Raw genomic sequence first — 19,893 nt, forward strand, 5'->3', positions numbered from 1 at the left:
GGAAGGCTCCCGGACAGGAAGGGGCCGGCCGCCGGGCGGGAGGGAACGGTGCCCGGCGGCCGGTCGACAGGCGGCGGAGTGTGATCAGTCCACGGACAGCGCCTTGTCGATCAGCTCCTGCCCGTTGGGCACGGATTCGGCGAAGTTCTTGTAGGAACTCTTGGCCGCGATGTCGCGCCACGCCTGGAACTGCTCCGGCGTCATGGTGGCGATCTCGACGTCGTTCTCCTTGAAGACCTTCACCATGTTCTCGTCGGCGTCCTTCGCCGCCTGGGCGGCGTATTCCTCGGCCTTGTCGCCGGCGGCCTTGATGGCCTCCTGCGCCTCGGGCGACAGATCCTCGAACGATGCCTTGGACATGACGATGGGCTCGTACATGAACCAGAGCGCGGTGTCGCCCGGCGGGGTCAGGCAGTCCACCTGCTCGTAGATCCGGTACGACACGAAGCTTTCCGAGCTGGTGTTGGCGGCGTCCAGCACACCCGTCTGCATGGCGGTGTAGATTTCCGACGACGGCATGGAGGCGATGGAGGCTCCGGCCTCGGCCAGCATCTCCTCGAACGACGAACCGGCGGCGCGGGTGGACTTGCCCTTCACGTCGGCGGGCTCGACGATGCATTCCTCCTTGCCGACGAAACCGCCCGCCAGCCAGGTGTCGGCCAGCACCATGACGCCGGCCTCGTTCATGATGTCCTTGATGTCCTGCATGAACTCGGAATCGTTCAGGCGCTTGGCGTGGTCGTGGCTTTTCACCAGCGCCGGCATCAGGGTGGCGTTGAACTCCGGGTGGCGGCCGGCGGCATAGGCCAGCGGGAAGGCGGAGATGTCGATCTGGCCGCCGGTCAGGGCGCCCCACTGCTCCTTCGCCTTCACCAGCGATTCACCGGGATACACCCGGACCTTCACGCCGGTGTCGGACTTTTCCATCTCCTTGGCGATGATCTGGACCATCTCGTCGCGCATGTCGCCGGTGCCGCCCGGCCACTGGTGCGAGGCCCGAAGGGTCTCGGCGGCGGCGGCACCCGACATGCCCACGACAAGCGCGGCGGCGGCCGCCGCGGTAAGATTCTTTCGCATGGACGTGCTCCCTAGTCATTGTTGCGGCGCGGTTGGTCCGCGCTCGGCAACATCAAGCGTGACAAGCCCGACTTAGCTTGTAAAGAATATTGTGCGCCAGCGAGCCTCTGTGGCATACCAGAATGTGACGCAGGGGCGACAGAAGGGAGAGCGGGCATGGCAGAGGACGAGCAGACCCAGTCGCAGCGGGTGCTCGAAATGCTGGAGAACGCCATCGGGCGGGGCCGGCTTGGGCCGGGCGAACGTCTGGACGAGCGCGAACTGGCGGAGCGCTTCGGCGTCTCCCGCACGCCCGTGCGCGAAGCCCTGCACAAGCTGTCCGTCCTGGGGTTCGTCCGCATCCGCCCGCGCGTGGGTGCGGCCGTCATCAAGCTGGACGCCGAGGACCTGATCGACCGTTTCGTGGTGATGGCCTCGCTGGAGGGCCTGTGCGCCCAGCTCGCCGCCCGCCGCATGAGCCGCGACGAACACGAGCGACTGATCGAGCTGCACGAGGCCTGCGGGCGCGACGACGCCATGGCCGATCCCGACCTCTATTACGATCGCAACGTCGCCTTCCACGAGGCCATCTACGAAGGCGCCCACAACCCGTACCTGGCCGCCGAGACGCGCCGCATGCGCAACCGCCTGGCCTACTACCGCCGCAACCAGCTTCACCTGGGTCCGCGCGTCGCCAATTCCTACGACGAGCACTGGGACATCGTGCAGGCCATCATCAAGGGTCAGGCCGAGGCGGCGGAGACCATCATGCGCCGGCACGTCAACGTGCAGGGCGACGGCGTGGCGGACATGCTTGCGACGGCCCGCCGCGCCGCCAGAAGGAGAACGGCATGACCAACCTCTACCAGCACTTCCGCGCCGGCTGGAGCGATCCGGCCCGTCCCCTGATGCACACCGACGACGGCCGCACGGCCACCTACGGCGACCTGGACGGCCACACCGCCGCCTTCGGTGCCGCCCTGAAGGCCGCCGGGGTGAATAAGGGCGACCGCGTGGCGGTACAGGTGGAAAAGACGCCGGAGGCGGTGTTTCTGTATCTCGCATGCCAGCGCGTCGGCGCCGTCTACCTGCCGCTGAACACGGCCTACACGCTCTCGGAACTGGAGTACTTCCTGGGCGATGCAGAGCCGGTCGCCATGATCTGCCGGCCAAAGGACGAGGCCGACATCGGCGGCCTGTGCCAGCGCCTGGGCGTGGCCAACGTCTTCACGCTGGGCACCGGCGAGGGCAGCCTGCTGGACGCGGTCGCCAAGGCCGACACCGGCGGCTTCACCGACGAGGAGGTGGGAGAGGACGACCTTGCGGCGATCCTCTACACCTCGGGCACCACGGGACGGTCCAAGGGCGCCATGCTCACCCGCCGGGGCTTGCAGTCCAACGCCGAGGCGCTGGCGGAAGCGTGGCGGTTCACCGCCGACGACGTGCTGCTGCACGCCCTGCCCATCTTCCACATCCACGGCCTGTTCGTCGCCATCAACACCGTGCTGGCGAGCGGTGCGTCCATGATCTTCCAGGCGCGCTTCGACCCCGCCGCCGTGATCCGCGCCCTGCCCCGGGCGACCACGATGATGGGCGTGCCCACCTTCTACGTCCGCCTGCTGGCGGAGGACAGCTTCACCCGCGACGTCGCCGGGCACATGCGGCTGTTCGTCTCGGGCTCCGCGCCGCTGCTGGAGGAGACCTTCCGCGCCTTCGAGGCCCGCACCGGCCATCGTATCCTGGAACGCTACGGCATGACCGAAACGGGCATGAACGCCTCCAACCCCTACGACGGAGAGCGCAGGCCCGGCACGGTCGGCTTCCCGCTGCCCGGCGTCGCCATCCGCGCGGCGGCGGAGGACGGCACGGTGCTCGGCCGCGACGAGGTCGGCGTGCTGGAAGTGAAGGGTCCCAACGTCTTCGCCGGCTACTGGCGGATGCCCGAGAAGACGGCGGAGGAGTTCCGCCCCGACGGCTGGTTCATCACCGGCGATGTCGGCAAGATCGACGCCGAGGGCTACGTGCACATCGTCGGCCGATCCAAGGACATGATCATTTCCGGCGGCTACAACGTCTATCCCAAAGAGATCGAGACGGTCATCGACGACATGGACGGCATCGGCGAGTCGGCCGTCATCGGCGTGCCCCACTCCGACTTCGGCGAGGGCGTGGTGGCGGTGGTGGTGCCCGAAGGCGACGCACCGCCGGCAGAGGCGGACATCATCGCCGCCGCACGACAGCACCTGGCCGGCTACAAGGCCCCGAAAAAGGTGTTCTTCGTTGATGCCCTGCCCCGCAACACCATGGGAAAGGTGCAGAAGGCGGAATTGCGCAAGCGCTTCGCGGGCGCGTTCGACCAATAGGAAGCGGATGGAGCCGGCGCGGGGGAGCCCGCCGAGGATAAAATGAGTCCTCCGCGAGCCGCCGCCGATCGGGCAGAGCGTTATGGCAAGCGCCTGGAAAAGACGCTAAAATCCCGACATGAGCGACACCCTCAACGACTGCTTCAAGTCGCCTGACGCCCTGCTTCGTCTTGACGACGCATTGGACACGCTGGCGGCGCGGCTGTTCCCGGTGGTGGACACCGAAGACCTGCCCTTGACCAAGGCCGCCGGGCGCGTCCTGGCCGCTCCGCTCTGCGCAACCGTCGACAACCCGCGCTTCGACAATGCGGCCATGGACGGCTTCTGCGCACGCGCCGCCGACCTGAATGACCACAGCTCCACGGCCCTGCCCGCAGTCGGGCGCATCGCCGCCGGCAGCGCGCCTGAAGCGCCCCTCGCCCCGGGCACGGCGGCGCGAATCTTCACCGGCGCGCCCCTGCCGCAGGGTGCGGATGTGGTCGCGATGCAGGAAGATTGCACGCCGCATCCGTCCCTCGATGCCCCGGAGACGGTCACCTTCCCCTCCGGCCTGGGCGTGGGCAACTTCGTCCGGCGTGCCGGAGAGGACTTCAGCACCGGCGCCACCGTCCTCTCCTCCGGCCGCCGGCTGCGGCCGCAGGACGTGGCGATGGCCGCCGCCGCGGGCCATTCGACGGTGACGGTCTTCAAGCGCCTGAAGGCAGGCGTGCTGTCGACCGGCGACGAGATCGTGGAGCCCGGCCTGCCCCTCGGCCCCGCCCAGATCTACGGCAGCAACCGCTACGGCCTGATGGCCGCGCTGAGCGCGCTGGGCGCCGACGTGACAGATCTCGGCCACCTGCCCGACCGCCGCGACGCCACCGAGGCAGCCCTGGCCGCCGCCGGCGAAAGCCAGGACGTGGTCGTCACATCGGGCGGCGTGTCCGTCGGCGGCGAAGACCATGTGGTGGACGCCGTCCGGGCGCTGGGCGAGGTTCACGTGTGGCGGATGGCCGTCAAGCCGGGCAAGCCGACGACGCTGGGAACCGTGGGCCGCGCGGCCTTCATCGGCCTGCCGGGATATCCCGTCTCCAGCCTCGCCACCTTCATGATGGTCGCAAGGCCCGTCGTGTTGCGCCTGTCGGGCGCCCTGGCCGAGCCGCTGTTCCCCGGCGCCTTCCCGCTGCCGGCCGGCTTCAGCTTCAGCAAGAAGCACCGGCGCCGGCAGTTCGTCCGCGCCAGCATCGACCGGACCGGAGGCACGCCGGTGGTGCGCCTCTACCCGTCGCAGGAACCGCACGTCCTGTCCTCGATGATTGAGAGCGACGGCCTGGTGGACCTGCGCGAGGACTGCACCGGTGTTGCCGAGGGCGACATGGTCGATTTTATTCCCTATTCCAGCATCCTGCCGGCCTGACGGGCCGGCACAGGCAAGGATTCCGCGTTCATGAAAGTGTTCGGACTGGCGGGGTGGAGCAACAGCGGAAAGACCACCCTGATGACGGCGGCCGTCGCCATCCTCACCCGCCGCGGCTTCCGCGTCTCCACCATCAAGCACGCCCACCACGCCTTCGACATCGACCGCCCAGGCAAGGACAGTTTCCGCCACCGCGAGGCCGGCGCGTCGGAGGTTCTCATCACCTCGGGCCGGCGCTGGGCGCTCATGCACGAACTGCGCGATGAGGACGAGCCGTCGCTGGAGGACATGGTGGCGCGCATGACGCCCGTGGACCTTCTGCTGGTGGAGGGCTTCAAGCGCCACCCCCACCCCAAGATCGAGGTCCACCGGCCGTCCTTCGGAAAGGACCCGTTGTGGCCTCAGGACGACACCGTGGTCGCCGTCGCCAGCGACGAGGGCCTGCCGGACCTGACCGACCGGCCGCGCCTTGACCTGAACGATCCCGAGGCCGTCGTGGACTTCATTCTGGACCACGTCGACCTGCCGCGCACCATGGGCATGGAGACCGCGCAATGACCCGCCCCGCCGTCGACGCCTTCGCCCTCTCCGCCGACATGCTGCCCGCCGACGACGCCGTGGCGCGGTTGCTGGACCTGGTGACGCCGGTGGCCGAGACAGAGCGCGTTCCGCTGATGGACGCGCGGGGCCGTGTGCTGGCGGAAGATATCGTGTCCGACCGGAACGTACCGCCGCACGACAATTCTGCCGTCGACGGCTATGCCGTGCGCTTCGCCGACCTGTCGACGGAGGACGAAACCCGCCTGCCGATCACCATGCGCATCCCCGCCGGGATCGTTCCGGACCGCCCCCTGTCGGCGGGCGAGGCGGCGCGCATCTTCACCGGTGCGCCGGTGCCCGAGGGCGCCGACACGATCATCCCCCAGGAACCGTGCCGCGCCGGAGACGACACCGTCGTGCTGCCGCCGGTGCGCAAGGCCGGCCAGAACCTGCGCCGCAAGGCCGAGGACATCGGCGTCGGCGACACCATCCTGGCTGCCGGTCGACGGCTGCATCCGGCGGAGATCGGCTTCATGGCGTCCGTCGGTGTGGCGGAACCGCTGGTGCGGCGCCGGGTCCGCGCCGCCGTCTTCTCCACCGGAACGGAGGTGCGCGATCCGGGGGGCGACGCCCCGCCGGGCGCCATCTACGACAGCAACCGCTTCGTGCTGATGGGCCTGCTGGCCGACATGGGGTGCAAGGTCAGCGACTACGGAATCCTGCCTGACGATCCCGCAGCCCTGAAGGACGCGCTGGCCCGCGCATCGGCGGAGGCAGACGTGGTGCTGACCTCCGGCGGCGTCTCCACCGGCGAGGAAGATCACATCAAGCCGGTCGTGGAAGACCTGGGCAGACTGGACTTCTGGCGCGTCGCCATCCGTCCCGGGCGGCCGCTGGCGGTGGGCCGTGTCGGCGAGGCCGTGTTCGTCGGGCTGCCGGGTAATCCGGTGGCGGCCTTCGTGTGCTTTTGCATGTTCGCGCGCCCCATGATCCTGCGCCGCATGGGCGTGGCCGACGTGCTGCCGCGGCCCATTCCGGTGCGCGCCGGCTTTGCCTTCAAGAAGCGCGCCGGCCGCCGCGAATGGCTGCGCGCCAGCCTGACGGGCCGGGACGAGGACGGCCTGCCGGTGGCGGAACGCTTCCCCACCGAAGGCTCGGGCATCCTGCGCTCGGTGGTGGTGAGCGAGGGGCTTCTGGCGCTGCCGGAGGAGCCTTCGCAGATCAATCCAGGCGACGTGCTGGAGTTTTTGCCGTTCGAGCGGCTGACGGGGTAGAGCGCTTCGCGCATGGGGCCGTCGCCCCAAACCCGGCTCGGTGGGCACAGCCCTCCGAGCCCCCCAGTCTTTTGCGCGTTGTGCCTTGCCAAGTCTAAAAAAAACGGGAGAGTTCGAGAGCCTGCGCCTCTCGATCAGGGGGTCAGGGGACCGAGGTCCCCTGACGAATGACCCCTCTATTCCGCCGCCTTGCGCTCCCCGTGCCCCTGTTCCGGCGGCGCCGTCTTCGGCCCCTCGCGTTCCGGATTGTTGCCGGCCAGGTACTTGTCCACCCACACGCTGTGGTGCTCGCGCGCCCAGTTGAGGTCGACCCAGCCCGTCGACATGGCGCGGAAGGCCGCCTGCATGCCTACGGAGCCGATGTAGATGTGCGCCAGAATGGCGGCGAACATCAGCATCCCCAGCGCCGCGTGAATGATCTGGGCGTATTGCATGGTCTCGATGCTGTCGACGAACCAGAACGGCATGAGCAGGTTCAGGCCCGACAGCGACAGCAGAACGCCCAGGATGATGACCATCCAGAACACGGTCTTCTGGCCGAAGTTGAACTTGTCCGCCGGCGGGTGGGAGTTCTTGGACAGGAAGCCGCCCGCCTGGCGAATCCAGTTCCAGTCGTAGCGGTCCCAGATGTTGTGGCGCACCCACATCACGAAGATGTAGAGCAGGCCCGCCATGAAGACGAAGCCGCCAAAATTGTGCATGTACTTGCTGATCTCGGCGGACACCGCATAGGCATCCTGGCCCATCACCGGCAGCAGCAGCGGCCGCCCGTACAGCAGCCATATGCCCGTCAGCGCCAGCACCAGGAACGAGCCCGCTGTGACCCAGTGGCCGATGATCTCGTGCGGCTTGAACCGCTGGATCAACCGGCCGGACAGACCGCTGTCGACCTTGATGCGGCCCTTCACGGCGAAGAACCCGCCCAGGGCGATGAGCATGGCGGCGACGGCGTAGGACGACCAGCGGCGCAACTCGTCATTGCGCCAGCTCAGCCATTCCATGCCCTGGACCTGGATCAGGCGGCCCGCCTGTTTGTCGGGAATGCTGACGTAGCCGGTCTCGCCGTCGGCGATGTCCGACCACAGGCCCGAAATGTACGGATAGTTCATGGTGTCCGGCGGCGCGGCCGGGATCTGGCCGGCCGTCGGGCCCGCCTCGGATTGCGGCTGCGCTTCCGTAGTGGCGCCCGGCGGCCGCACGTCCTGCGCGGACGCCGGACCCGCCGCGCCCAGAAGGCACAGCAGCGCCACAGCCAGCGGGAGGAAACGTCGCACGATCATCAAGTGTCCTCCAGGGCCGAAACCGCCCGCGTCCTGGTGGGGCGCGGGCGGGGCATCGGCCGGATGTTCAGAGCTTCTGCCCGGCGCCCGGACCGCGGCCGGCGCCGCCCTGCCCGAACTTCTGCTGGAAGCCGTAGCCGCCGCTGTCGAAACCGCGCTCGACCACGCGCTGGCGGAAGATGTCGGCGATTTCATCGGCGTCGCCGGCGATCAGCGCCTTGGTGGAGCACATCTCCGCGCAGAGCGGCAGCTTGCCCTCGGCCAGGCGGTTGCGGCCGTACTTGTTGAACTCCTCGGCCGAGTTGGCCTCTTCCGGGCCGCCGGCGCAGAAGGTGCACTTGTCCATCTTGCCGCGCGAGCCGAAATTGCCCTCCTGCGGGTACTGCGGCGCGCCAAAGGGGCAGGCATAGAAGCAGTAGCCGCAGCCGATGCAGCCGTCCTTGTTGTGCAGGACCACGCCGTCATCGGTGTGATAGATGACGTTGGTCGGGCACACGTTGACGCACGGCGCATCCGAGCAGTGCATGCAGGCGACCGAGATCGACTTCTCACCGGGCACGCCGTCGTTCAGGGTGACGACGCGGCGGCGGTTGATGCCCCAGGGCACCTCGTTCTCGTTCTTGCAGGCGGTGACGCAAGCATTGCACTCGATGCAGCGGTCGCCGTCGCAATGGAATACCATCTTACCCATTTCGGTCTCCTCCCTTCGGCGTTACGCCGCCTCGATCCGACACAGCGTCGCCTTGGTCTCCTGCATCTGGGTGACCGAGTCATAGCCGTAGGTCTGCGCGGTGTTGCTGGATTCGCCAAGCACGATCGGATCGGCGCCGTCCGGGTACTTGTCGCGCAGGGACTTGCCCTGGAAGTGGCCGCCGAAGTGGAACGGCATGAAGGCCACGCCGCGCCCGACACGATCCGTCACCATGGCCTTCACCTTGACCTTGCCGCCGTTGGGACCGTGGACCCAGACGTCGGCGCCGTCGCGGATGCCGTTGTCGTTGGCGTCGGCCTGGTTGATCTCGACGAACATGTCCTGCTGCAATTCGGCGAGCCACGGGTTGGACCGGGTCTCGTCGCCGCCGCCCTCGTACTCCACCAGACGGCCGGAGGTGAGGATGATCGGGAAGTCCTTGGAGAAGTCGTTTTCCTGGATGGACTTGTACAGCGTGGGCACGCGCCAGAAGGTCTTGTCTTCGTAGGTGGGATAGTCCGCCACCAGATCGCGGCGCGGGGTGTAGAGCGGCTCGCGGTGCAGGGGCACCGGGTCGGGGAAGGTCCAGACCACCGTGCGGGCCTTGGCGTTGCCGTAGGGCGCGCAGCCGTGCTTGATCGCCACCCGCTGGATGCCGCCGGACAGGTCGGTCTTCCAGTTCACGGAGTCACCGCCGATACGCTCGATCGTCTGGCGCTCCTCGTCGGTGAGGTCGCTGTCCCAGCCCAGCTTCTTGAGCATGGCCATGGTGAACTCGGGATAGCCGTCCTCGATCTCCGAGCCCCGGGGGTAGCTGTCCTCGGCCAGCAGGTTGACGCCCTCGTGCTCCACGCCGAAGCGGGCGCGGAAGCCCATGCCGCCCTCGGCGACGGGCAGCGAGGTGTCGTACAGGTTGGCAGAGCCCGGGTGGCGCATCTCGGCGGTGCCCCAGCACGGCCACGGCATCCCGTAGTACTCGCCGTCCAGGGGACCGCCGACGGCCCGCAGGGTCGTCTTGTCGAAGTGGTGCTGGTACTTCATGTGCTCCTTCAGGCGCTCCGGCGACTGGCCGGTGTAGCCGATGGTCCACATGCCCTTGTTGAACTCGCGCGTGATGTCCTCGACCAGCGGCTCGTCGCCGTTGACCTGGATGTTCTTCAGAAGCTCGTTCTCGAAGCCGAACTTCCGGGCGAACAGGGTCATGATGGTGTGGTCGGGCTTGGACTCGAACAGCGGCTCGACCACCTTCTCGCGCCACTGCAGCGACCGGTTGGACGCGGTGACCGAGCCGGAGGTCTCGAACTGCGTCGCCGCCGGCAGCAGGTAGACGCCGTCGGTGCGGTCGTGCAGCACGGCGGTGACCGTCGGATAGGGGTCGATGACCACCAGCGTGTCCAGCTTTTCCATCGCCTGCTTCATTTCCGGCAGGCGCGTCTGGCTGTTGGGCGCATGGCCCCAGAACACCATGCCCTGCACGGTGTTGGGCTGCTCGAGGTTTTCCCTGTCCTCCAGCACGCCGTCGATCCAGCGCGAGACGGGAATGCCGGTGGCGTTCATCATGCCCTCGGCGAAGCGGCCCTTCAGCCACTCCTCGTCCAGTTCCCAGACGCGGGCCCAGTGCTTCCACGAGCCTTCGGCCAGGCCGTAGTAGCCCGGTAGGGTATCGGCCAGGACGCCCAGGTCGGTGGCGCCCTGCACGTTGTCGTGGCCGCGGAAGATGTTGGTGCCGCCGCCCGAGACGCCCATGTTGCCGAGCGCCAGCTGAAGGATGCAGTAGGCGCGGGTGTTGTTGTTGCCGTTGGAGTGCTGGGTGCCGCCCATGCACCAGATCAGGGTGCCGGGCTTGTTGGAGGCCATCAGCTGCGCCACGCGCTTGAGCTGCTCCGGCGGGGCGCCCGTCACGCGCTCGACCTCGTCCGGCGTCCACTTCGCGACCTCCTGGCGGATCTCGTCGAAGCCGTAGACGCGGCGGCGGATGTAGTCCTTGTCCTCCCAGCCGTTGTCCAGCACATGCCACAGGATGCCCCAGATCAGGGCGACGTCGGTGCCCGGGCGGAAGCGCAGGTATTCGTCGGCGCGCGCGGCCGTGCGGGTGAAGCGCGGGTCGGCGACGATCAGGTGCGCCTTGTTCTTCTCCTTGGCGCGCAGGACGTGCTGCATGGAGACGGGATGCGCCTCGGCCGGATTGCCGCCGATGAGGAAGATGGCCTTGGAGTTGTGAATGTCGTTGTAGCTGTTCGTCATCGCACCGTAACCCCACGTGTTCGCCACGCCGGCGACGGTGGTGGAGTGACAGATGCGGGCCTGGTGGTCGACGTTGTTGGTGCCCCACATGGCCGCGAACTTGCGGAACAGGTAGGCCTGTTCGTTGCTGTGCTTGGCCGATCCCAGCCAGTACACGGAATCGGGCCCCGACTTCTCACGGATGGCCAGCAGACGGTCGCCGACCTCGTTGATCGCCTCGTCCCAGGAGATGCGCTTCCATTTGCCGCCTTCCAGCTTCATGGGGTGCTTGAGGCGGCGCTCGCCGTGGGCGTGCTCGCGGACCGACGCCCCCTTGGCGCAGTGGGCGCCCAGGTTGAAGGGGCTGTCGTTGCCCGGCTCCTGGCCGATCCAGACGCCGTTGGAAACCTCGGCCTCCACCGTGCAGCCCACCGAGCAGTGGGTGCAGACGGTGCGCTTCATTTCGATGTTGCCGCGGGCCGTGGGGGCCGTCTCGGCGGCCGCGGCCTTGCGGACGGACCCCGCCGGCAGCACGGCCCCGAGGGCGGCGCCGCCGGCCGCGATGCCCGAGCGGCGCAGGAAGGTTCGACGGTCAACGGCGCCGCCCACGGCGGACGCAAGACGGTTGAGCATGTGGGGCGCCGGCGGTGCGGTGCTGGTGCGCTTCTTGGTGAGCATGGGACGTTTCCTCTTGTCTGCGCCGTCGTCTCAGAAGCGGGCGAGGTCGTAGTACCGGCGGACGTGCTCCGTCTTGCGGTAGCCCGTCTTGGCGGCTTTCACCGTCACCTCGTCGGCTGCCTCCGCCGAGGCCTGGCCGGCCACGAGAGCCGCGGCGGCACCCGCGCCGGCGGCGCCCAGGCCGATCCCGCGAAGAAAGCCGCGGCGGTCGACGCCTTCGGCCTGCTCAATCCTGCTGGACTCGCTCATGCTTCCGTTCCTTTCCGACCTGCGATTCCGTACATGCGGCTCATGCGGCGTGCGGACGGGTCAGCCCTCGCCCTTCTCGCCGACCATGGCGAAGCTCTCGCGCTCGATGTCGAGGAAGGCCCGTCCCACCGCGCCGACGGCCCGGTAGAAACGGGCGGATCGCGCCGCCTCGATATCGCGGAACAGCGTGTCCGCCCACGGCGCGATGTGCCTGGTGAAAAACGCTTTCTGCTCGGCCAGGCCGGCGCCGGCGGCCGCGCCGAATTCCCCGAGGATCAGCCCGCGCATGACGTCGAACAGGATGCCGATGTGGTCCTCGGGCTCCGCCTGGCCCGGCGCCCGCTCGACGCCCAGCGCGCGCAGGGACTCGCGCACCTCGGCCAGCGGCTTCTCGTGGAGGAATCCCGTCAGGTAATGCGAGGCATAGGGCACGACCTCGCCGCGGGTGATGCCCACCAGCACGGCCAGGTGCTCCTCGGACACGGCGTCGGCGTCGGCCTCGCGCGCCGCGGCGGCCAGGTCGCCCAGCGCCTGGCCGAGCGGCGTGTCGTCACCCGTCAGCCCGCCCAGGTCCGCCAGCACGCCGGCTGGCGGCGGCGCCAGCAGCAGGTTCGACAGAAGGGTATAGAACCGCGCCCGAAGCACGTCCTCTTCACCGATGGACTGTTGGGCTGTACCGATATTCGACAAGGGTGATCCTCCGCGATCGCGGCACAGACTGCTTCAATTTGAAAACAGTTGGACGATCATGGTTGCATTGAAAGGTCGGATTGTCCAGGACTTGAAGAGGCCCCGGAAAGAATGCGGACGAAAGCCGGATTGCGAGGCTTTATCAGAACACACCGGTAGTTGAAGTTCGTAGTGTTCGCTCAAGTTTCATCACGGTCTTCCCCGCCTTTTTCCTGAACCACGACGCTCTTGGACGGATCGGGAGCAGCTTGCGTCTTTCCGTCGTCTTGCTGCGACGCAGCATGGGCGTCCGGTTGTTCGCGGCCGGCCTCGGCATCTTCCGATGGTTCCTCCGGCTTGGCCTGGGCTGTTTGGGCGGCCTCTGCCTCCTCCTCAGGTCGGGCATAGCCGCGCAGGGCATTGTATGCGGTGCGCACGGCCGCGCCGGTCACCGCCGGAGTGGTGTAGTCGTCGTCGTAATCGTTGAGGCCATCCAGGTTCGCCAGCACCGGGTCCGAGCGCCACAGCTTGCGCAGCGCCTGCTTGCGCAGCGCCGCAGGCACCTTCTCCTTGAGGAAGACCGTGTAGTCCGACTCGGCCGTCAGGCTGTCGATGTCCGGCAGGTCGAGAGGATCCTCGTCCTTTTCCGCCGCGTCGGACACAGCGGCGTCATCGGCCGGCGCCGGCAGGTCGTCCTCCGGCGCTTCCTCCGGCGCAGGCGGCGCCTGGTCCGGCTCGCGTTCGGCCTGCCGGGCCTCGGCCTTGCGCCGGGACCAGCGCGAGAGGAAGCTGTCGCGGCTCATGGCGCCCCCCGATCGCGCCGGGCCTGCTGCACCGGCGGGATGCGCGAGAACGTGTCGTCCTCCCGCGCAACCTTGGTCTTCTGCTTGCGCTTCACGAAAGGCTGGTCGACGTGGTGGCGCGCGCAGAAGGCGCCCACCCAATGCGCCACGTCATCGGGCATGGGCACGGCCTCCACCTGCGTCTCGTCGCCGTGCAGGTAGGCCTCGGCCTCGTAGGGGCAGGCGGTGACCAGCACCGGCTTGACCGGCAATGGCCCGTAGGTGTTCCCGTCATCGTCCGTCACGGGCCGCAGGATCACATAGATGCGCGGTGTGGGCGTGGAGAGGTTGCGGCGATAGCCCTCGGTCTCCTTGCGGAACAACTCCAGCGTCACGCCGCCGGTGACCCAGCGGTCCGCCTCCGCCTGCCGGACGGGGTCGCCCGCCGGCACGCCCGGCGCCACCGCCACCGGCACGTAGGCGTCCGAGCCCCAGGGGTGGGAGCTGGTGCGGCGCTCGATCACCACGCCGAAGGGCTTGGACGCCGGCACGTCGGGCGCAGCCTCACGCGCGGCGGCCTGCTCCAGCAGGTCCTTGGCGGCGTCCAGGTCCTCGGGGCGGTTGACGTTGTAGAAGGGATCAAGCGGCGCCGCCTGCCACTCGACCGCCTCGGTGCGATAGCGGGCGGTCCATGCGTCGATCTTGCGCATCCCCTCGTCGATGACCGCCGCGCGCAACTCCTTGCGCAGGCGCACCGGCCACAACGCGATGGGCGGGTGGGTCCAGCCGCCGGATGCCGCGCAGGCGATGTCGGCGCCCGCCTCGATACGCGCCCACAGCCGGTCCACCATGTCGCGCGGCAGGAAAGGCGCGTCGGCCGGCACCGTCAGCAGGTGGGTCAACGTCGGGTGGTCGCGCCGCACCCATTCCAGCCCAGCCAGGATTCCGGCCAGCGGTCCGGGAAAGCCCTCCAGTTCGTCGGGCACGACGGGCCGGCCGAACGGGGCGAAGCGGTCGGGATCGCCGTTGGCGTTGATGGCGAGCGGCCCCACCTGCGGTGCGACCCGGTCGAGGACATGCAGCAGCATGGGCCGGCCGTCGAGCAGCAGCAGGGTCTTGTCGCCGCCGCCCATGCGGCGCGACAGGCCGCCGGCGAGAACCAGGCCGGCGACGGGCGGCATCTGCGGCGCGGTGTCACTCATCGGATGTGCTTCCCTTGCGTTTGGCGGACCGGGGTTCCTCTGACACCGCAGCCGGATCGGCGTCCCAGACAAGGCGGTCTTCGCCCGAAAGGACCATGAACCGCTTTCCCTTGGCGCGGCCGATGAGCGTCAGCCCCGCCTCGCGGGCCAGGTCCACGCCCCAGGCGGTGAAGCCCGACCGCGACACCAGCACGGGGATCTCCATCTGCACGCACTTCATGACCATCTCGCTGGTCAGGCGGCCGGTGGTATAGAAGCTCTTGCCCCGGGGCGAGAGCCCGTTCATCCGCATGTAGCCGGCGATCTTGTCCACGGCGTTGTGCCGACCCACGTCCTCCATGTACACCAGGGGCCGATCCTCCTCGCACAGGACGCAGCCGTGGATGGCCCCGGTGGTCAGGTAGAGACTCGGCGCCGTGTTGATCTTGCGTGACAAGGCATAAAGCCAAGAGGTGCGGAAGGCCACGGACGTGTCCAGCGGCGTGTCCATGAACCGCTCCAGGATCTCTCCGTACACCGTGCCGAGCGCACAGCCCGAGGTATGGGTGCGCTTGGACATCATGGCGTCCAGGTCGCGGTCGGCATCGATGCGGACCCGCACCGATCGGGTTGCGGGGTCGTGCTCGATGGAGAGGATGGCGTCTTCCCGGCGCACCATGGCCTGGTTCAACAGGTAGCCGACCGCCAGGTACTCGGGATGGTCGCCGATGGTGACCGCCGTCACCACGCGACGGTCGTTCAGGTAGAGCGTAAGCGGCCGTTCGTTGATGACGGGCGCCTCGATGCGTCGCCCGTCCTGGTCCAGTCCCGCGACCATCTCATAGAGGCGGCTGTCCTCGGGATCGGGCCGGACCTCGAATTCTGTCGCTTCCATTCAGCCTCGGCCTCGTGGTTAACTGCCGGAAAGGTTCCGACCATCTTTGTCGACTATTTGCGCACATTTGGCGCCCACGTCGCAAGAGGTGGCAGAGACCCCGAGGAATCTTCGTCCGGAAGGCTCGCCGATGCCGAAAATCAACATGCGCACGATGGTGTGCTCCTGCGAAGACACGATGCCGCTTGATCGTGCCAGCATCGCCCACGCATCCGATGCGGCGGGCTTGAGCTGCCACCGCCATTTATGCCGCTCCGAAATCGACGCCTTCAGCCGCGCCGCCAGAGACGCCGGACCGCTGCTCGTCGCCTGCACCCAGGAAGAGCCGGTCTTCCGCGAGGCGGCCGCCCTTGGCGACGGGGCCGCCGACCTGCACTTCACCAACATCCGCGAGCGCGCGGGCTGGTCCGCGCAGGCCGCGGATGCCGGACCTAAAATGGCCGCTCTGCTCGCCGAAGCCACGGTGGAGCCCGTGCCTACTGCCGCCCTGCCCGTGCGCTCGGATGGCCGAGTGCTGGTGCGCGGCGACGCGGATGTGGCATTGGCTGCCGCGCGGCAGCTGGCCGGGCGCCTGGCCGTGACCTGCATCGTCGACGACTTCGGCGACACGCAGCCACCCGCGGTGGCCGATTTCGCCCTGTTCGCGGGACGTCCCGCATCCGCGCAGGGACACATCGGCAGCTTCGCCATCCGTTTTTCCGACGTATCCGCGCCCCGTGCGGCCTCGCGGGCGCGGCTGGAGCCCGCCACGCTGCACCAGGCCATGGACGTCGAATGCGACGTGGTGCTCGACCTGTCCCGGCGCCCGGCCCTGTTCCCCGGCAAGCCGCCGCGCGACGGCTATCTGCGCGTCGATCCGGGCGATCCGGTGGCGGTGCAGAAGGCGCTGTTCGAGGTGGCCGACATGGTCGGCGAGTTCGAGAAGCCGCGCTACGTCGTCGTCGACACCGACATCTGCGCCCACAACCGCAACAATATCACCGGCTGCACCAAGTGCCTGGACGCCTGCCCCACCGGCGCGATCACGCCCGCCGGTGATGCGGTGCAGGTCGACGCGCTGGCCTGCGGCGGACACGGCGCCTGCAACAGCCTGTGCCCGACGGGCGCCATCCAGTACCAGGTCCCGCGCCAGCAGGACCAGTTCGAGCGCCTGCGCGTCCTTCTGGGCACCTACGCCAAGGCCGGCGGAGAGCGCCCCGTGCTGCTGCTGCACGACCGCCACGGAACGCAGGCGACCGACCTTCTGGCCCGCCACGGCCGCGGCCTGCCGGCCAATGTTCTGCCGTTCGCCATCAACGAACTGGGATCGGCCGGACCGGACCTTTATCTGACCGCCTTTGCCCAGGGTGCGGCGCGCATCGTCCTTCTGGCGATGCCGGAGCACCGGGGAACGCTCGATCACCTGGGCGGCGGGCTGGAGCTTGCCGACGACGTCATGGAGGGGCTGGGCTACGGCCCCGACCGGCTTGCGCTGGAATGGGTCGAGGACCCCGACGCCTTCGCCGAAGCGTTGGAGCAGCCCGTTGAACCGGGCGCCCCGCATGGCGGATACATGGTGCTGGGCGGCCGGCGGGAGGCGTTCACCGCCGCCCTCGATCACCTGCACGCCCATGCCCCGGCGCCGGTGGACGTGCTGCCGCTTGACGAGGGCGCGCCCTTCGGCCGGGTCGTGGTCGACACGGACGGGTGCACGCTCTGCCTGGCCTGCGTCGGCGCCTGCCCGACCCATGCGCTCAGCGACAACCCAGACCGCCCGCAGCTCTCGTTTGCCGAGGACGCCTGCGTGCAGTGCGGCCTGTGCGTCGGCACCTGCCCGGAAAAGGTCGTCAGCCTGGAGCCGCGCATCCGCTTCGGCGAGAAGACCCGCGAGGTGATCAAGGAGGAAGAGCCCTTCGCCTGCGTGGCCTGCGGCACCGAGTTCGCCACGAAGTCGGCCATCGACCGTGTGGTGGAGAAGCTGGCCGGGCACAGCATGTTCTCCAGCGAGGCGCAATTGAACCTGCTGAAGATGTGCGCCGACTGCCGCGTGATCGCCCAGGTGAGGGCCAGCGGCTCCAGCACGCTGGCGCCGCCGCCGCGCGTGCGCACCACCGACGACTATCTGGCGGAGCGCGCCGCGCAGGACCCGGCCGGCCGCAAGGATCACTGAGGTCGGGCATGGAGGACATCGTCGCCGGCTTCGTTCAGGCGTTCGACCTGCTGACGGGACTGGACCCGGCGCTGGTGGAAATCGTCACGCGCAGCATGATCGTCAGCCTGTCCGCCGTGGCGCTGGCGGCGGCGGTGGGCCTGCCGCTGGGCGCGGCGCTGGCCCTGGCGCGATTTCCCGGCCGGCGGGCCTGCCTCGTCCTGGTCAACGCCGCCATGGGCCTGCCGCCCGTGGTGGTGGGGCTGGCGCTCTACCTGCTGCTGTCCCGCAGCGGACCCTTCGGCGTCTTCGGGCTGCTGTTCACTCCCGAGGCAATGATCATCGCCCAGGCCATCCTGGTCGCCCCGATCATCACCGCGCTGACGCGACAGGCCGTGCACGACATGTGGCGCGAGTACCACGAGCATCTCCGGTCGCTGGGGGCGACGCCGCTGAGGGCTGTTCCGACGCTTCTGTGGGACGGCCGCGTGTCGTTGTTCACCGCGCTGCTGGCGGGGTTCGGCCGGGCCACGGCGGAAGTGGGCGCGGTGATGATCGTCGGCGGCAACATCGACCACGTCACGCGGGTCATGACCACGACCATCGCCCTGGAAACCAGCCGCGGCGACCTGGCCCTGGCGCTCGCGCTCGGGATCGTGCTGCTGGTTGTGGCGCTGGCGGTGAACGTCGCGGCATTCCTGGCCCAGGAGCGCGCGGCGGGGAGCCAGGGCGCGTGACATCTCCTCTGATGACCGTGCCCGAGGTTGCCTCATACCTCCGCCTCGGGGAGCGCAAGATCTACGACCTCGTCTCGCGCGGCGAGATTCCCTGCGTGCGCGTCACCGGCAAGCTTCTGTTTCCGCGCGCCCACATCGACCTGTGGCTGACGGAGCGGGCCGATCTGCCGCGGGGCCTGCCCCGGCGGCCGCAGCGCCCGCCGGTCATCACCGGCAGCCATGACATGCTTCTGGAATGGGCGGTGCGGCAATCGGGCTGCGCGCTGGCACTGCTCATGGACGGCAGCGGCAGCGGCCTCAAGCGGTTCGCCGAGGGCGGGGCGGTCGCCTGCGGCGTCCATGTCGTTGATCCCGACACCGGCGTGTTCAACGGCCCCGCGGTGGAACGCGCGCTGGTCGGCGTGCCGGCCGTGCGCATCCACTGGGCGCGCCGCGAGACGGGACTGGTGCTTCCCGCGGGCAATCCGTTCGGCATCCGCACCCTCGCCGACTTCGCCAACGCCGACCTCACCTTCGCCGACAGACCGCCCGGCGCCGGCGGGCACATCCTGCTGCGCCACCTGATGCGCCAGGAGGGATTGCCGGCCGACGGCCTCTGGCGCTCGCGCCGGGAAGCGGTCCACGAGGCCGACGTCGCCAGCCTCATCCTGGAAGGCAAGGCGGGGGCGGGCTTCGCTCCGCGCGCCGCCGCCAACCGTTTCGGGCTCACCTTCATTCCGCTGGCGTGGGACGAATTCGACATCGTGATCGAACGGCGCGAATACTTCGAGCCGCCCTTCCAGGCCCTGTTGCACTACGCCCGCTCGCCGGCGCTGGCCGACAAGGCCCGGCTGCTCGGCGGCTACGACATTTCCGGCCTGGGCGCGGTGCGCCACAACGCACCCTGAGCGCACGCCGGCCCAGGTGGCGGTACGTCAGCTTCCGGCCGCGTTGGGAAAGAACGGCTGGTCGCCGTCGGTCCTGTACTCCGCAATGGTTTCCTGCCCGTCCGGCGACACGAGCCAGTCGGCGAAGGCTTGTGCATCATCGGCCTTCACATGAGGAAACCTTTCGGGATTCACCACGATCACGCCGTACTGGTTGAACAGCGCCGGGTCGCCCTGGAACACGATGCCCAGGTCGCCGCGGTTTCTGAAGCTGAGCCATGTGGCGCGATCGGTCAGCGTGTAGGCGTCCATGCCCGCGGCGGTGTTCAGGGTCGCGCCCATGCCCGCCCCCGTTTCGCGGTACCAGTGTCCACTGGCGCCCTGCACGTCGACGCCGGCCGCCTTCCACTGGGCCAGCTCGGCCTTGTTCGTGCCACTGTCGTCGCCGCGCGAGGCGAAGGGCGCCTCGGCCTCGGCGATCTTCCTCAAGGCGCCGGCCGCGGTTCCGGCAGAGCCGGCACCAGCCGGATCGCTTTTCGGGCCGACGAGCACGAAGTCGTTGTACATCACGTCCCGGCGCTCCAGGCCGAAGCCTTCGGCGGCGAATTTCTCCTCCGACGGCTTGTGGTGGACGAACAGAACGTCGGCGTCCCCCTTCTCCGCCATGCGGATGGCCTTTCCGGTGCCGACGGCGACCACCCGGACGTCGATGCCGGTCTTGTCCTCGAACTTCGGCAGAAGGTGCTCGAACAGGCCGGACGCCTGCGTGGACGTGGTCGATGCGACGGTGATGAACCGTTCCTCGGCGTGCGCGCCGGCGGCCAGCCCGACGATGATGGCGGCGGCGGCGGCTGCTACACCGGTCAACAGGCGCATGAACGGGCC

Annotated in this window: 18 protein-coding genes; 8 read left to right on the forward strand and 10 right to left on the reverse strand. The window is 68.8% G+C overall.

Annotated elements, in window-relative coordinates:
• Positions 1-84: 84 nt before the first annotated feature.
• On the reverse strand, positions 85-1,077 hold the full coding sequence (dctP, locus tag LG334_RS14825; protein ID WP_404379186.1) for a TRAP transporter substrate-binding protein DctP: 993 nt from the start codon (positions 1,075-1,077) through the stop codon (positions 85-87).
• A gap of 156 nt (positions 1,078-1,233) precedes the next feature.
• Here dctP and LG334_RS14830 point away from each other — a divergent pair, with 156 nt between their 5' ends.
• The 5 genes from LG334_RS14830 (at position 1,234) to glp (LG334_RS14850) (ending at position 6,629) form a co-directional block, all read left to right on the forward strand.
• On the forward strand, positions 1,234-1,911 hold the full coding sequence (locus LG334_RS14830; RefSeq protein WP_404379187.1) for a GntR family transcriptional regulator: 678 nt from the start codon (positions 1,234-1,236) through the stop codon (positions 1,909-1,911).
• Complete coding sequence (locus LG334_RS14835) at positions 1,908-3,419, forward strand: malonyl-CoA synthase (RefSeq protein WP_404379189.1); 1,512 nt, start codon at positions 1,908-1,910, stop codon at positions 3,417-3,419. Before LG334_RS14830 ends, LG334_RS14835 begins: the two co-directional genes overlap by 4 nt.
• A gap of 118 nt (positions 3,420-3,537) precedes the next feature.
• Entirely contained in the window at positions 3,538-4,815 is a 1,278-nt protein-coding gene (glp, locus tag LG334_RS14840; RefSeq protein ID WP_404379191.1) for a gephyrin-like molybdotransferase Glp, read from the forward strand.
• Between the two features lie 30 nt (positions 4,816-4,845).
• Entirely contained in the window at positions 4,846-5,373 is a 528-nt protein-coding gene (gene mobB / locus LG334_RS14845; RefSeq protein WP_404379192.1) for a molybdopterin-guanine dinucleotide biosynthesis protein B, read from the forward strand.
• Positions 5,370-6,629 (forward strand): gephyrin-like molybdotransferase Glp, encoded by a 1,260-nt coding sequence (gene glp, locus LG334_RS14850; RefSeq protein WP_404379193.1) that lies wholly within the window; start codon positions 5,370-5,372, stop codon positions 6,627-6,629. Before mobB ends, glp (LG334_RS14850) begins: the two co-directional genes overlap by 4 nt.
• 176 nt (positions 6,630-6,805) lie before the next feature.
• Here glp (LG334_RS14850) and LG334_RS14855 read toward each other — a convergent pair whose 3' ends face one another.
• The 8 genes from LG334_RS14855 to fdhD all read right to left on the reverse strand — a co-directional run bounded on the left by LG334_RS14855 (position 6,806) and on the right by fdhD (position 15,277).
• On the reverse strand, positions 6,806-7,903 hold the full coding sequence (locus LG334_RS14855) for a formate dehydrogenase subunit gamma (RefSeq protein WP_404379194.1): 1,098 nt from the start codon (positions 7,901-7,903) through the stop codon (positions 6,806-6,808).
• A 73-nt stretch (positions 7,904-7,976) separates the two neighbouring features.
• Positions 7,977-8,600: a formate dehydrogenase FDH3 subunit beta gene (gene fdh3B, locus LG334_RS14860; RefSeq protein ID WP_404379196.1), complete on the reverse strand. Its 624-nt coding sequence runs from the start codon at positions 8,598-8,600 to the stop codon at positions 7,977-7,979.
• Positions 8,601-8,621: 21 nt separating this feature from the next.
• On the reverse strand, positions 8,622-11,501 hold the full coding sequence (locus LG334_RS14865) for a formate dehydrogenase subunit alpha (RefSeq protein ID WP_404379197.1): 2,880 nt from the start codon (positions 11,499-11,501) through the stop codon (positions 8,622-8,624).
• A gap of 30 nt (positions 11,502-11,531) precedes the next feature.
• Positions 11,532-11,750 (reverse strand): twin-arginine translocation signal domain-containing protein, encoded by a 219-nt coding sequence (locus tag LG334_RS14870; protein WP_404379199.1) that lies wholly within the window; start codon positions 11,748-11,750, stop codon positions 11,532-11,534.
• Positions 11,751-11,810: 60 nt separating this feature from the next.
• Positions 11,811-12,440 carry a molecular chaperone gene (locus tag LG334_RS14875; protein ID WP_404379200.1) on the reverse strand — a complete coding sequence of 210 codons (630 nt, stop codon included), beginning with the start codon at positions 12,438-12,440 and terminating at the stop codon, positions 11,811-11,813.
• Positions 12,441-12,619: 179 nt separating this feature from the next.
• Complete coding sequence (locus tag LG334_RS14880; RefSeq protein ID WP_404379202.1) at positions 12,620-13,222, reverse strand: DUF3306 domain-containing protein; 603 nt, start codon at positions 13,220-13,222, stop codon at positions 12,620-12,622.
• Positions 13,219-14,403, reverse strand: coding sequence for a molybdenum cofactor guanylyltransferase MobA (gene mobA / locus LG334_RS14885; RefSeq protein ID WP_404379204.1), 1,185 nt, complete (start codon positions 14,401-14,403; stop codon positions 13,219-13,221). The genes LG334_RS14880 and mobA overlap by 4 nt, the downstream gene beginning before the upstream one ends.
• Positions 14,396-15,277 carry a formate dehydrogenase accessory sulfurtransferase FdhD gene (fdhD, locus tag LG334_RS14890; RefSeq protein ID WP_404379205.1) on the reverse strand — a complete coding sequence of 294 codons (882 nt, stop codon included), beginning with the start codon at positions 15,275-15,277 and terminating at the stop codon, positions 14,396-14,398. Before fdhD ends, mobA begins: the two co-directional genes overlap by 8 nt.
• A gap of 130 nt (positions 15,278-15,407) precedes the next feature.
• On the opposite strand from fdhD, the gene LG334_RS14895 reads away from it, so the two are divergent.
• From LG334_RS14895 to LG334_RS14905, 3 genes are read left to right on the forward strand one after another with little or no spacing between them, the layout of a single operon-like run.
• On the forward strand, positions 15,408-17,426 hold the full coding sequence (locus tag LG334_RS14895; protein WP_404379206.1) for a 4Fe-4S dicluster domain-containing protein: 2,019 nt from the start codon (positions 15,408-15,410) through the stop codon (positions 17,424-17,426).
• 8 nt (positions 17,427-17,434) lie between these two features.
• The gene (locus LG334_RS14900; protein ID WP_404379208.1) at positions 17,435-18,142 is read left to right on the forward strand and encodes an ABC transporter permease; all 708 of its coding nucleotides are present in this window, start codon (positions 17,435-17,437) and stop codon (positions 18,140-18,142) included.
• Entirely contained in the window at positions 18,139-19,029 is an 891-nt protein-coding gene (locus tag LG334_RS14905) for a substrate-binding domain-containing protein (RefSeq protein WP_404379209.1), read from the forward strand. Before LG334_RS14900 ends, LG334_RS14905 begins: the two co-directional genes overlap by 4 nt.
• 27 nt (positions 19,030-19,056) lie before the next feature.
• Here the strand turns inward: LG334_RS14905 and LG334_RS14910 are convergent, their stop codons facing one another.
• A complete protein-coding gene (locus tag LG334_RS14910) occupies positions 19,057-19,884 on the reverse strand; it encodes a substrate-binding domain-containing protein (protein ID WP_404379210.1) in 828 nt (275 codons plus the stop codon).
• Positions 19,885-19,893 lie beyond the last annotated feature (9 nt).

This window comes from Caenispirillum salinarum (assembly GCF_044803115.1).
In the GTDB taxonomy this organism is placed as follows: Bacteria; Pseudomonadota; Alphaproteobacteria; order Rhodospirillales; family Rhodospirillaceae; genus Caenispirillum; species Caenispirillum salinarum_A.